Genomic DNA, 13,667 nt, shown 5'->3' with positions numbered 1-13,667 from the left:
ATAACTTAGTTTTATACTAAATTATATAATCTATATTAAGTTAGCAATTAAACAGAATAAATTTTTTTAGCTTTTTATTATGCTTTTTCAATTTTTTGCGTTGTGTCTGTCTTTTTCGCAACTGATGATTGGTCTATTTTTGCCTTCGCAGATTTTTTCTTTGAATTAGAAGGAGGGAGGTTATTCCTATTGTTAGGAAGAATTATTTCTACATCTGTTCCTTTGTCTGGTGTTGAATCAAGAAATACCTGCCCATTAAGCTTATTTAAAGTTTCTTTTACAATATAAAGCCCCAGGCCACTGCCGGAGTTCTTATCTGTAGCACGATAGAACATGTCAAAGATCCTTGGCATATGATCTTTTTCTATACCAATACCATTGTCAGAGATTTTTATTCTTACGCTGGCTTTTGTAATCTTAACATCGACTATTACTTCAGGTTTTTCATCATCACTATATCTGATGGCATTAGAAAGTAAATTATTTAGAATAACTCTCAGTCTTTTAGCATCAGATGCAAAATCACTTGATTTTTCTATATTGATCTCTGGTTCAACAGGTTTATTGTGTCCACTATATTTTAATTGCTGGCATATATCCAGTGCCATTCCTGACAAATCAATTATTTCGTTTTCAACTTCTAGTCTGGCGTTCCTTGACAGGTCAAGAATATCTTTAATAAAAGCATCTTGTTGCTCTGCACTTTTAGCAATTTTCTCCAGGATAGTTTTAACTCTTTTTATATCAGTTTCAAGTTGGGCAAGGTTTACCAATCCAAGAACAGATGCAATTGGAGCTCTGAGGTCATGACTAACACTATAAACGAAGTTGTCTAGTTCTTCATTGGCCTTAATTAAATCTCTATTACTTGTAAGTAGTTCCTTTTCAGTTTTTTTCCTGTTAGATATCTCCTCTTTTAACTCCTTTGTTCTTTCCTGTATTTTAACTTCAAGATTTTCATTAAACCCAATCAATTTTTGCTGGGCTTCATTTCTTTCAGTAACTGTTGCGGAAATAATGATAGTCATAGCCGAAACTACAGCTATATAAATTTGTAACAGGAGTAATGAATTTTGATGATTGTTTGCTACAAATGGCCCAAGATCATCGACAGTATAAAAAACTGTTCCCTGGGCAAGAACAAGAATTCCAGTCATTGATGCTTGTAGATTAAATCTGAAAGCCAGCCACAATAAAAATGGGATAGATAATAGTGGAAAAGACTTCTCTATAGGCATACTTAAGAAATCAATTTGCCATAATATCCAAAGAATACTTATGCTTAGTAAGAATGCTATAAATTCAAAGAAATGATTTTTTGTGAGTACCCAGCTGGTTTTAGTATTCCAGGATAAAATAAATGGTGTAAAAAGAAGAAGGCTTACCATCGAACCAATCCACAGGGTGACAAATTTAAATACATAATCTTCATATGAGATCAGCTCAAAATATTGATATGCTCCCACAGTGATAAATGCACCGATGGTACTCATAAACATGCTTACACCTAAAAATTTAAAGGTGTCAATGGTCTTAACAAATATTTTATCGGTTTTAATGTAAAACTTCACCAGAATAAATCCTACTAACACTTCAACAGTATGGCCAATGGAGATAAATACAGCAGCAAGTATGCTGTCGTAATCAAAAGTATAACCAAAAAAGTTAAATAAGAGGAAATTTGATATTAATGAACCAATAAACACCCCAGGCCAGGACTGATACCCCATTAGCAAGACAAAAGCAAAAATTATTCCTGTGGCAGGCCATACCGGAGTAATATTTATATCAGGCATCATAGTTTTAATACCCATTAATGCAGCCAGGATATATATCAGGGAAAGAAAAACTATCTGAAAATTGGCATTTTTAAAAAAAATGTATGCCTTTAGATTATTTATAAGCATCACTGTATCTGTAAAAAATCTATATTTAGCTTAGATTAATAATACTAATATATCATTTTTATACAGTTATAAAAAAAAAATGCTATCTAAGTCCGGTGTTTTTTAAAGTTTTAAGTGTATTAGCCCCAATTTCTTCTCTTTTAACATGCATTCCTGAATCAACTACCTTATTACCTGCCCGGTAAACCTCCTTTATTTTAATCGTTGTATCGCTATATAGGATTGTACTAAGTAGATTTTTTGCGCTGGCCGATCCAACAAGTGGGTGTGAATCATCTATAACGATGGCATCAAATGGTAAGTCCTCACTAAAATATCTGTCAGAATTTATTCCGGCTGATTTTCTTCCCTGTAATACTACATCGTGAAACATTTCTGATCTGAATGAGGTGTTAAAGGTATTTCTCTGGTGGGTGACAAGTCTTTGTCCATAATCCAGCCATCTCATATCCTCAAATGGAGATAACCCAATATGACTATCAGAACCAATACAAAAACGACCTTTGTTTTCTAAGTATAGTTTCATATTAAAAAAACCATCACCTAGATTTCCTTCTGTGCTAGGACAAATTACAGCATTAACTTTAGCATCAGCCATTTGTATGGTTTCTTCTTCAGTCAGATGAGTTGCATGGACCAGGTTCCATCTGTTATCACAAATACCAAGATCCAGTAAATATTCTACAGGTCTTTTGTTATGATAATCAAAGCAATCTTTCACCTCTTTTAATTGTTCGGCAATATGAATATGAATAGGGCAATCAAGTTCATTTCCCAACTCATGAAGTTGAAAAAGATCGTGTTCATCAACCGCTCTTAAAGAATGGGCAGCAACAGCTATTTGGCCATACTTTTCCTCTCTTATCATAGCTTTGGTATCTTTAACAAGATTTTTATATTCGGCAAAGGTTGTCGATAAGAACCTTTTTTGTCCTTCCACTGGAGCCTGGCCAAAATTACCCAGGCGATAATAAACTGGCATTAAAGTGATACCTATTCCTGCAGTTTTGGCTGCTTTAATGAGGCTTCTGCCCATTTTTGCATTATCTGAGTAAGATTGTCCGTCGGGTTGTCTGTGGAGATAATGAAATTCAACTACATGAGTGTACCCGCAGGTGAGCATATCTGAATACAACTGTGAGGCGATTGCTTCAAGATCTTCGGGAGTAATATTAGAAGCCAGATTGTACATTGAATTTCTCCAGGTCCAGAAATCATCGCTTTCGCTGCGTTGCTGAACTTCTGCCAGGCCTGCCATTGCATATTGAAAGGCATGACTGTGAGAATTAGGTACTCCTGGCAATACAATTCCTTTTATCGTTTGGTAATCGATGTCTTTATTTCTGCTATGTCCTGTTTCTGTTATTTTTCCTTCTTCATCCAGGGTTATATATGTTTCTTCAGGACCATTTTCTGTAATTAGTTGTGGTATATGGAGGTGTTTCATTCGGAGATCGCTTACTTATTTTTTAATAAATATTTTCCAAGGTTATTTAATAGTGGTTTCAAAAGCTTTTCCTGTATATTTTTTGCGCGGTCACAATCATATTTAGTTTCATCATCATTCATATAATTAACCTTTGCCATCTCGAGCTGTAAAGCATGAATATTATTCGAGGGATCACCAAAACTTCTTGTTATCTGACCGCCTTTAAATGGCTGATTATGAGTGAATTCTCCGATGTCGTTTAAAGCGAGGTTTTCATAAGCGATTTTAATAATATCTTTTGAAGCTGACTTTTCTTCATTATCTCCAAGGATGAAATCAGGAAAAGGATCTTTACGAATACCCGGCACTTGTTTTTTTATCGAATGTGCATCAAAAAGCAAAGCCTGGCCAAATTTTGATTTCAATTCGTTTAATAATTCTTTAATCTTTTCATGGTAGGGATAGTAGAACTCCTCTTTTCTTCTTTCAATTTCATCATTATCAGGTTCTTTTCCATCCTGATATAATGGCTCATCATTAAATGTTTTTGTCGGGCATAACTCGGTGATCACCCTGCCATCGTTATATAGGGATTGATTATCAGGGTTTCTGTTAAGGTCGATCACCCATCGATGGTAATTAGCGATAATCATTGGAATTCCTTCCTGGTGACAAAACTGGTATAGGCGATCTACAAACCAATCAGTATCTTCAAGATCCGTAATAAGATCTTCATTCATTTTGGCTGAAATTTCATCCGGAATAAATGTGCCGGAATGAGGTACGCTGATTAATATAGGATATTTTATTTGATCGGGTATATGAATGCGGTACAAGTTGTCCATTTTTGTTGTTTATTTTGGTATTCAAATTTAACAACTGCTAACTCTTTTTTATTATAATAGTTAGAATAGTTAGATTTACAGAGAATTTTTTCATATTTATGAGGCTAAATGGAAATTAGATAACATGAGATATTTATTATTTTTTACTTTTTTATCAATTTTTTCAACTATCAATCTTTTGTGTCAGGAAACAAAAGATAAGAAGGAAACTGTGCGTACTGTAACAGATACAGTTTTCGTCGAGGTGGAAAGAGAGCTCCCTGAGAATTATAAAATGTTACTTAAAGACATCAATGATTATTCTGAACTTGAAGACATTGATGAACCCGAACCTTTTGTTTTTGAGGTTACAGAAGTGGATCTTAATAGAGGGAAACATGAAGGAGTTTCTGTAGTGATACCGGAAGCAGAGCTTGAAAGGGCTATAAAGATCTGGGAGAAAGATCTTGAGAATATTTTTTCAGTATTCAAGAGTAAAGTTATCAATGAGGGCAATCTGCATTATGTAGAAAATCAAAAAATTGATGGATTTGGAGATAGGGAATTGAGCTTGTATGCTAAGATCGATAAAGTTGATGATGGGGTGAAAGTTGAGACCTATGTTGCAGATTCCATGAATGTTCTTACAAGTGAAGTTGATCAAAGAGCATTTGACAGGCTAAAGGCTTATGTAGGATTATACGCAAAAGAGGTCTATCAGGATGTTGTCGAGGATCAGATAGATAAAGAAGAAGATATATTAAAAGACCTGGAAAAAGAGCTTGATGATCTACAGAAAGATCACGAGAAATTCCGTAAGGGGGTGAAAGATAACGAAATCGATATCGAGCATGCTAAGCAGGATATTGAAACAAATAAAAGGACTATCGAACTTAATAGTGAGAAAATAGCCAAATATAAGGATGATATGTATGACGCTAAAGTTGCGGACAACAAAGATCTTGAGAAAAACATAAAGAAAGAACTTAGAAAGCTTGAGCGAAACAAAGATAAGTTACAGGATAAGAACAAAGATCTTCATTCGGATATTGTAGAATATGAGCAGGAGATCATGGAGCTTGAGCATGAGATTAAAGAAAATCTTAACAGGACATTCCTTAAAAAAGCAGAGATCAGACGTCAGCAAACAATTGTTGAATTATATAAGAATAAAAAGGAGAATATAGAAAACCCGAATAGCATTTGATCTAGCGACTGTTTCTGGCCGCTTCTTCCATTAACTCTTCGGCACTATCTTTTCCAAGATATCCATCGATAAGCCAGTGGGCAAGATAGAGCAGGGGGGTCAGAACTATTGCAACAACAAATTTATACATGTAATTCATTAGCCCGACATTTAAAAGTTGGGTGTATGTCCATTTGCTATTTGCAGGAGCAAAAAGAATAAAGGCAATATATAATACTATGAAACTATCGATCAACTGCGATACTAAAGTAGAACCTGTAGCTCTTAACCAGATCTTATCTGCTCCGGTGAATCTTCTTAGGTAGTGAAAAACTGTGACATCAAGCAGCTGCCCGATAAGAAAGGCAATTAACGAGCCAATAATAATACCGGCACTCTGTAGAAATAACTTGTTGAAGGCGAAGTTAACATTGAAATTATTACCATCCGGACCTTCTTCATTAGTTTTCAGCCAGAAATCAGCAGGAGCAAGTTTTGTAATGATAAAAATAACGATAAACATATACGAGATAAAGGCGACGGTAGCAAAGCTTATCTTTTTCACCCCTTTACGTCCAAAGTATTCATTTATAATATCAGTAGTTATAAAAACCACAGGCCAGAGTATTACGCCTGCTGTTAAGTTGAAGCTCATATTTGCTCCGGAGAACAGTTCAAAATTTACCGGATTTGCCCCAAAAGTTCTTTCCAGACTGAAAATTTTAACACCTACGATTTCTGCAAGGAGGGCGTTGGTCAAAAATATGCCTGATAAGATGAAAAATAAATTTCTTTTCTTTTCGCTTCCTGAAATTGTCACGTGATCTAATCTTTTAGTTCGTAAACCTTGCCTTCAACAGATAGTTCGGAATTTTCGAATATTTCTTTCGCTTCATCAGCAAAAGGGGCGAGGTTACGGTATCTTGTTGAATAATGTCCTAGAAGAAGTTTGCCAACATTTGCGCGTTTTGCAATATCTGCAGCTTGTAAGGTAGTACAATGAAAAGTTTGTGCTGCACGTTCTTCTTCATCCTTTAAAAAAGTAGATTCATGGTAAAGAAGGTCTACATCTTTAATGTAATCTACTATCTCAGGATCATAAATTGTATCGGAGGCAAAAGCATAACTAAATGATTTTCTCGGAGGTAGAGTATATTCTTTTTTGTCGTATTTGATACTACCGTCCTCATTATAAACAGATTTACCCTGCCTTAAAATAGATACTTCTTCCACCCCCAGGTTTTGAGGAATGGCCTCTCGATTTATTCTGATAGGCTTTGGTTTTTCCCTGAAAATATATCCATGGCAATCGATTCGGTGCTTTAATGGGAAATGTTCAACCTGTATCTTTTTATCTTCAAAAATAACACCACTCTTTCCATAATCAAGTTCGTGAAAGGTAAGTTCGTATCTGAGCTTTGTGTCCGAATATTTAAATTGAATAGTTAATATTTCACCCAAACCTTTCGGGCCGTATATTTCAAGTGGAGTGGTACGACCTAGCAAATGCATGGTGGACACCAGGCCGATCAGACCAAAATAATGATCACCATGCAAATGACTTATGAAAATTTTATTGATACGTTGAATCTTGAGACGATTCTTTTTCAATAACAATTGAGTGCCTTCACCACAATCCATTAAGAAATTATGGCCATGCAATTTTATATACTGCGACGTCTGGTTTCTTCCGTATGCAGGCGTCGATGCATTAGACCCCAGTATTGTTATGTAAAAAGCCAATAGTGTATAGTTTAAAAAATAAAAATCAACTTAACGTATTATTCCCCATCAGGATTTTCTTTTTTGAACTCTCTTTCAAGTTCGTTCATATAAACAAGATCAACAGCCTCTTCTTTGTTCTGCACTATAGACAGAACCTTATCTAACTGTGAAATGTTTATTAATTTCATCACATGTTCAGAAATGTTACAAAGGATAAAGTCTCCTCCATCTTCAGTAAACAGTCTGTTTCCTACCAATAATGCACTTAAACCTGAAGAATCCATGTATTTAACATCTGAAAGGTCAATGACAAGATTGCCAACTCCTTCGGCGTGCATTTTTACTAATTTAGATTTAATATCAGGGGCAATAGAGGAATCTACTTTTTCCTGCTTAAGTGTTATAACAGTATATTTATCTTGTTCTTCGAGTTCGTATTTCATAAAGACAATGCGTTTTTAATGTTTTTTTCAATTCGGGTTTCCATTTGTGTGTTATCAGCTTTTTCAAAAGGTAACCCGGTTACTTTTTCGTATAATTCAATGTACCGGTCACTGATCTCGTTGATCTTCTCTGAAGTCATTTCAGGTATTTCCTGACCATCCTTGCCAGAGAAGCCGTTTTCAAGTAACCATTGCCTTACAAATTCTTTTGACAATTGCTTTTGAGGCTCTCCCTTAGCTTGTCTTTCTTCATATCCTTCCTCATAAAAATATCTCGATGAGTCAGGGGTATGAATTTCATCTATAAGGTATATTTTATCATTGAATTTTCCAAACTCATATTTGGTGTCAACAAGGATTAAACCCTGTTTAGCGGCCATTTCAGTTCCTCTTTGAAACAAGGCCCTGGTATATTCTTCAAGTTTTTTATATTCTTCTTCTGAAACTAAACCTTGTTTAAGAATTTCCTCCCTGCTTATATCTTCATCATGACCTTCATGAGCTTTGGTTGTAGGAGTAATGATCGGTTCTGGTAACTTGTCATTTTCCTTTAAACCCTCCGGAAGCTGTACTCCGCATAGTTCCCTTTTACCAGACTTATAAGTTCTCCATGCATGGCCGGCAAGATAACCCCTGATCACCATTTCTACGGGGTAGGTTTCGCATGCATAACCTATGGTTACATTTGGATCAGGTACTTCTGTTACCCAGTTAGGTACAATATCTTTAGTGGCATTCAGGAATTTTGCAGCAATCGTATTCAGAACTTGTCCTTTGTAAGGTATGGGTTCAGGTAATACCACATCAAAGGCTGAAATTCTATCAGATGCGATCATCACCAGTTTATCACCAAAAGTGTATACATCGCGAACCTTGCCGCGGTAGAATTTGTCCTGACCGGTGAAATTATAATTAGTTTCTTTGAGTGCGTGTTGCTTCATGAATGCAAAAATAAGAAAGTGTTTTTTGCTTCAAAGAATCCCTGCTGATTTTAATTATCAATCCAGTACTTTTTCTCCTTCTAAGAGATTTCCTTCTTCGTCGTAGAACTTCCAGTCTCCAACTCGCTTATCATCATAATACTGTCCTTTTGTTTTTAGTTGTCCGTTTTCATAATATTCTACAAAAGGCCCTTTTCTTTTTCCAAGTTGATATCCAACATTCATTTTTAATTGCTTATTGGGATACCATGAAGTGTATTCTCCGTGAAGAAAGCCTGTAGCGTAATTTGCTTCAGATTCTTTTTCTCCATTAGAGTAGTATGTAGTCACTTTTCCATGCATTCTACCATCAAGGTATGGGATCTCTTTGCTCAGCGTGCCGTTTTCATAATAATATTTCCAGAGACCATTTTTTTCTCCTTCACGAATGTATTGCTTGTGTTTAATATTACCATTAGCATAGTATTCGATAATATCCTGGAATTCTTCATTGTTTTTATAAACAACTTCTCTTTCTAACGAACCATTTTCGAAATAATATTTAGCAGTTCCCTGGCGGCTGCCCTTTCTGTATTCCAGTTCGTGCTTTAATTTACCTGAACCGTAATAGGCTAAATTTGGACCATCAAGTAAGCCATCTTTAAATTCACCTTTCATGATAAGAGTTCCTTCCATGTTATAGGTTTTAAACTCTCCATGCCTGTTTCCATCAACCAGGAAACTCTCAGTTTCAAGCTGGCCATTGGGATAATAAGTTTTAAAGAAGCCTGTCAGATATCCGTCTTCATAATTCGCTTCAGTCTTTAATTGCCCATTACGGTAATATTGTTTGGAAACGCCATTTTGCTTTCCATTTTTATATGTAATATCCTGCTTTACTGTTCCGTCTTCATAATACTGCTTCACGCTGCCTTCAGGCATTCCATTCTCAAATTGTGTTTTACTTTTAAGCACTCCTTCCTCGAGATACACAGCAACATTACCAACGATATTACCCATGACATATTCACCTTCCTGGATTTTTACCCCATCCTGATCATATATACTGAAAGGCCCATGTCGTTGTCCTTCTTTGTAATTTATGATCCTCATTTTGGTTCCATCCTCATAATAGGAAATGAATTCTCCATCCCGTTTCCCGTCCGAAAAAGAACCTTCACCGGCAATTTGTCCATTTGGATAATAGGTGATATACGGACCATTCATTTTATTTTGATCCGCTCCAGTGACATAATATTCTTCTTTGATCTCGCCATTCCCATAACGGGTAATGACTTTTTTACCGTAAGATTCCTGCGCCTTAATAACGACAGACGAGGAGAGAATTATAAAAAGTAATAGAATACGCTTATACATAGGGTAAATATACACTATAAATCATAAAAAAAGAGCCTTACGTTTAACGCAAGGCTCTTAAATTTATTATTGAAAAATTACAATTTCTCTATAACCATTGCGCTGGCACCACCGCCACCGTTACAAATACCAACAGTACCGATTTTTCCATCTTTTTGTTTAAGAACTGAAGTCAGGGTAGTAAGAATTCGTGCTCCTGAAGCTCCTAGTGGGTGACCTAAAGAAACAGCACCTCCGAAGACGTTTACTTTGTCTTCGCTTAGGCCGAGTTTCATGTTGTTAGCAATTGCCACAGCAGAAAAAGCCTCATTGATCTCAAAGAAATCAACATCTTCTAATTTAACTCCTGCTCTGTCTAACGCTATTGGAATAGCAAGAGAAGGAGAGGTAGTAAACCATATCGGATCCTGTGCAGCATCGCCGAAGCCTAAGATCTTAGCCAATGGCTTAAGGCCTAATTCTTCTACTTTTTCTTTACTCATAACAACCAATGCAGAAGCTCCGTCATTGATCGTACTTGCGTTAGCCGCAGTAACGGTACCATCCTTAGCAAAAACAGGTCTTAAAGAAGGGATTTTTTCGAATTTCACATTTTTATATTCCTCATCTTCGGTCATCATGATCGGATCACCTTTACGTTGAGGGATCTCTACAGGAACGATTTCTTCTTTGAAGTAACCTTTGTCAGTACTCTCTGCAGATCTCTTATAACTCATCATTGCGTATTCATCCTGCTGCTCACGGGTAATTCCCATTTCTTTAGCAGTATTGTCAGCACAATTACCCATTGGGAACCCATTGTAAACTTCCCACAGACCATCGTGCATTAAGCCGTCGATCACCTGACCATGGCCATATTTCATTCCCCATCTTGCTTTTGGAAGATAGTAAGGAATTGAAGACATGTTCTCCATACCACCGGCAATTACCACATCATTGTGCCCAAGCATAATACTTTGTGCAGCCAGCATAACAGATTTAAGACCGCTACTACAAACTTTATTTACAGTAGTACAAGGAACATCAGTTCCAATGCCTGCACCCAGAGCAGCCTGTCGGGCAGGAGCCTGGCCTAGTCCGGCAGAAACTACATTACCCATATATACTTCCTGAACCTGGTCTGCAGAAACACCAGCTTTATCTAAAGCTCCGTTGATTGCGATTGTTCCAAGTTTAGTCGCAGGAATGTTTGCTAAAGTTCCGTTAAAGCTGCCGATTGGTGTTCTGACAGCGGATACGATATATACTTCTTTCATGAATATTATGGTTTATAAAAGGGGATTATCCTTAATAGATTAATGTTTGTTTATTCAGTTGCAACTTAATTAAATAACAAATTAAATTCACGTCTGGACGAACAAATGTTAGGGTTGACTATCATAAAAAAAGCCACAATTAAGTGGCTTGCATATTACCAGTCCGGTTTATCGTCATCTTTATCTTTTGTAGACTTTCGTTGCATTTGTTTGAGGTATTGAACCTCATTATTCTGCAGAGCCTCCAGGATCATTTGTGCTTTTTCCTCAGACATATTCATTTCTTTAAGCTTTTCCCGAAGCTTCTTCATCTTTTCGAGCTTTTCTTTATCAGTCTCGTCGTTTTGCTTCTGATCTTCGTCATCCTTTTCGGCTTTACCGTCGTTTTCTTGTTCTTTCTTTTGATCAGCTTCCTGGTTTTCAGCCTTTTCCTGTTCTTCTTTTTTAGACTTATCTTCTTTTTCTTCTCCAGTCTTATTTTTATTCTCGTCGCCTTTCTGGTCTTTGTTTTGCTGATCCTGCTTTTGTTGATCTTTATTTTCCTGGTCCTTATTCTGATCCTGCTTTTGCTGCTGTTTTTTCTTTTCTTCCTCTTCCTTCAGCTTCTTCATGGCCAACTCAAAATCATAACGAGCCTGTTCATTATACGGGTCAGCCAATAAAGATTGCTTGTACATTGCAATAGCAGATTCCAGGTTTTTCTTATGGAAAGAAATGCTTCCTGTTTGCTGGTAGGCTATCGAACGGATCTTCTTATCTTTTGCATCCAGCAGGTTAGAATATGCTCCCTGGGCCTGAGTTGTATCACCAGATTGCCAGTAGGAGTGGGCCAGATTTAATAAAAGACCTTCCTCTTTTACGTTGAATGAGTCTTTAAGAATAGTGAACTTTTCAATAGCCACTTCATAATTTTTATTTTTAAAGGCTTCCGTAGCTTCCTTTTTCAACTTATTGATCTCTGCGATATTATTTGCAGAGATAAAAGTGATTGTGAAAAAAGATAATATAGTGAATAATATGATTCTCATTTTAGTTGTAATGTTTTTACAGGTACTAACATATCAAGTACGAAGAGTCCCATAGCTATTGCCAGGAAGATCCAGTATTTGTTTTGGTTAACATCAATTACTTTAGTAGCCTGAACCTGGCCTTTAATATCTTTAACGTCTTTGATCAGTTTATTTGTTTCATTCTTTTGTGCCGAGATCTCATAATACTCGCCACCGGTTTCATCAGCCAGGCTTATCAGGTCTTCCGGGTTAAGTTTTGTGATCACCGGTTGACCTTGCTTATCTGCTTTGTACGATCTGCCTTCAGGAATTCTGCTTCCCTGTCGGGTTCCGATACCTAAAGTATAAAGAGAAATATCCCGATCTTTAATCTTCTTAACTGCCTCTTTAGTGTTTTCACCAAAATCCTCACCATCAGACATGAGGATGATGATCTTATTGGTTTCTTTTCCGGCTACCTGTTCATTTTCTTCCATTTTGGAAAGAGCCATTTCAAGTGGCGGACCAAAGTTTGTTCCCGTTTCTGGCACGAGACTGGTAGAAAGCGTTTCGATGTATAGACTAAGTGCAGACTGATCGTAAGTAAGTGGGCATTGGATAAATGATTCACCTGAGAAAATGATCAGGCTCATTCTATCGCCACTAAATGCATCGACAATATCTATTAATTCATGCTTAAGCTTTGAAAGTCTTGAAGGTTCGATGTCGTTGGCGTTCATCGACTCGGAGAGGTCGACACAAAAATAGATGTCTTTACCTACAGCTTGTATTTGATCCTTGGCCTGTCCGAAAGAAGGACCCAGCAGAGCGACTATGAATAATCCGAAATAGACAGTACGCAGAATCGCTTTAAAGGCGATGCCATAATAGGGGACACCCATTTTTCGGGATATTAGAGAAACCCTGACTACATAGAGCAGATAGAGAAAAATAAAAAGTCCGGCAAAAATGTAAATTGTATTATCAGGTTCGACGTACCAATTCATGTTATCACAATAATTTAGAAAACAAATATAACTAAGTGAGTGAAAGCGGGAAACCAGATTGGGGTTAAATGGTGTTAAAAACTTTTTTTATTTTTTTTTCGTTGAGGGTTGAAGAAGTAAAAAAGTATCGTTTATATTTGCATCACTTTTGAACGAAAAAGCTAAACGAAGCGATTGTTCAGAAGGTTGAAAAATCAGAAAATTACCCGGAGAGGTGGGTGAGTGGCTGAAACCACATGTTTGCTAAACATGCGTACGGGAGACCGTACCGGGGGTTCGAATCCCCCTCTCTCCGCTGCTAGTCAATATAGACTACGGGGTGTAGCGTAGCCCGGTTATCGCGCCTCGTTTGGGACGAGGAGGTCGCAGGTTCGAATCCTGCCACCCCGACAATGAAAACCTTGCATGAAAATGCAAGGTTTTTTTGTTTGCACTGGGCAAGTCAAGCTCGCTTGAAATTGAACAGTGCGAACAAAAAAATATATCGCGATAGCGATAAGGTTTTCATTAGCACCGACCCCCGACCAGGATCACCGAAGGTAATCCTGCCTTAATTAAATTGAATGTTTAATCTGTTTCGTGAAGACACGAACCAGGGCTTCAT

12 protein-coding genes and 2 tRNA genes are annotated in these 13,667 nt (G+C 36.8%); 3 read left to right on the top strand and 11 right to left on the bottom strand.

The features are described from left to right. Nucleotides 1-77: 77 nt before the first annotated feature. The 3 genes from OO013_RS19525 to OO013_RS19515 all read right to left on the bottom strand — a co-directional run bounded on the left by OO013_RS19525 (nucleotide 78) and on the right by OO013_RS19515 (nucleotide 4,181). A complete protein-coding gene (locus OO013_RS19525) occupies nucleotides 78-1,907 on the bottom strand; it encodes an MASE1 domain-containing protein (protein WP_266058766.1) in 1,830 nt (609 codons plus the stop codon). An 82-nt stretch (nucleotides 1,908-1,989) separates the two neighbouring features. Next, entirely contained in the window at nucleotides 1,990-3,354 is a 1,365-nt protein-coding gene (gene hutF / locus OO013_RS19520) for a formimidoylglutamate deiminase (protein ID WP_266058764.1), read from the bottom strand. Nucleotides 3,355-3,365: 11 nt separating this feature from the next. Further along, nucleotides 3,366-4,181, bottom strand: a complete 816-nt coding sequence (locus tag OO013_RS19515; protein ID WP_266058761.1) for an N-formylglutamate amidohydrolase — start codon at nucleotides 4,179-4,181, stop codon at nucleotides 3,366-3,368. Nucleotides 4,182-4,305: 124 nt separating this feature from the next. Between OO013_RS19515 and OO013_RS19510 the strand changes: the two genes are divergently transcribed. Further along, nucleotides 4,306-5,367: a coiled-coil domain-containing protein gene (locus OO013_RS19510; RefSeq protein WP_266058760.1), complete on the top strand. Its 1,062-nt coding sequence runs from the start codon at nucleotides 4,306-4,308 to the stop codon at nucleotides 5,365-5,367. Between the two features lies 1 nt (nucleotide 5,368). Here OO013_RS19510 and OO013_RS19505 read toward each other — a convergent pair whose 3' ends face one another. The 8 genes from OO013_RS19505 to OO013_RS19470 form a co-directional block, all read right to left on the bottom strand. Continuing rightward, on the bottom strand, nucleotides 5,369-6,166 hold the full coding sequence (locus OO013_RS19505; protein ID WP_266058759.1) for a queuosine precursor transporter: 798 nt from the start codon (nucleotides 6,164-6,166) through the stop codon (nucleotides 5,369-5,371). A 5-nt stretch (nucleotides 6,167-6,171) separates the two neighbouring features. Then, nucleotides 6,172-7,089: a ribonuclease Z gene (locus OO013_RS19500; RefSeq protein ID WP_266058758.1), complete on the bottom strand. Its 918-nt coding sequence runs from the start codon at nucleotides 7,087-7,089 to the stop codon at nucleotides 6,172-6,174. Between the two features lie 38 nt (nucleotides 7,090-7,127). Beyond that, the gene (locus OO013_RS19495) at nucleotides 7,128-7,514 is read right to left on the bottom strand and encodes an STAS domain-containing protein (protein WP_266058757.1); all 387 of its coding nucleotides are present in this window, start codon (nucleotides 7,512-7,514) and stop codon (nucleotides 7,128-7,130) included. Further along, on the bottom strand, nucleotides 7,511-8,455 hold the full coding sequence (locus OO013_RS19490; protein ID WP_266058756.1) for a phosphoribosylaminoimidazolesuccinocarboxamide synthase: 945 nt from the start codon (nucleotides 8,453-8,455) through the stop codon (nucleotides 7,511-7,513). The genes OO013_RS19495 and OO013_RS19490 overlap by 4 nt, the downstream gene beginning before the upstream one ends. 57 nt (nucleotides 8,456-8,512) lie before the next feature. Then, nucleotides 8,513-9,811 (bottom strand): toxin-antitoxin system YwqK family antitoxin, encoded by a 1,299-nt coding sequence (locus OO013_RS19485; RefSeq protein WP_266058755.1) that lies wholly within the window; start codon nucleotides 9,809-9,811, stop codon nucleotides 8,513-8,515. 77 nt (nucleotides 9,812-9,888) lie between these two features. Beyond that, nucleotides 9,889-11,067, bottom strand: coding sequence for an acetyl-CoA C-acyltransferase (locus OO013_RS19480; RefSeq protein ID WP_266058754.1), 1,179 nt, complete (start codon nucleotides 11,065-11,067; stop codon nucleotides 9,889-9,891). A 155-nt stretch (nucleotides 11,068-11,222) separates the two neighbouring features. Further along, nucleotides 11,223-12,095, bottom strand: coding sequence for a tetratricopeptide repeat protein (locus tag OO013_RS19475; RefSeq protein WP_266058753.1), 873 nt, complete (start codon nucleotides 12,093-12,095; stop codon nucleotides 11,223-11,225). Beyond that, nucleotides 12,092-13,063, bottom strand: a complete 972-nt coding sequence (locus tag OO013_RS19470; RefSeq protein ID WP_266058752.1) for a vWA domain-containing protein — start codon at nucleotides 13,061-13,063, stop codon at nucleotides 12,092-12,094. Before OO013_RS19470 ends, OO013_RS19475 begins: the two co-directional genes overlap by 4 nt. A gap of 208 nt (nucleotides 13,064-13,271) precedes the next feature. Between OO013_RS19470 and OO013_RS19465 the strand changes: the two genes are divergently transcribed. After that, nucleotides 13,272-13,358 (top strand) — tRNA-Ser (locus OO013_RS19465). Between the two features lie 20 nt (nucleotides 13,359-13,378). Next, nucleotides 13,379-13,453: transfer RNA gene (locus OO013_RS19460), tRNA-Pro, on the top strand. Nucleotides 13,454-13,667 lie beyond the last annotated feature (214 nt).

The organism is Mangrovivirga halotolerans (genome assembly GCF_026241165.1).
Classification (GTDB): Bacteria; Bacteroidota; Bacteroidia; order Cytophagales; family Cyclobacteriaceae; genus Mangrovivirga; species Mangrovivirga halotolerans.
The sequence above is the reverse complement of the archived record's forward strand: the minus strand, read 5'-3'. Positions and strand labels throughout refer to the sequence as shown.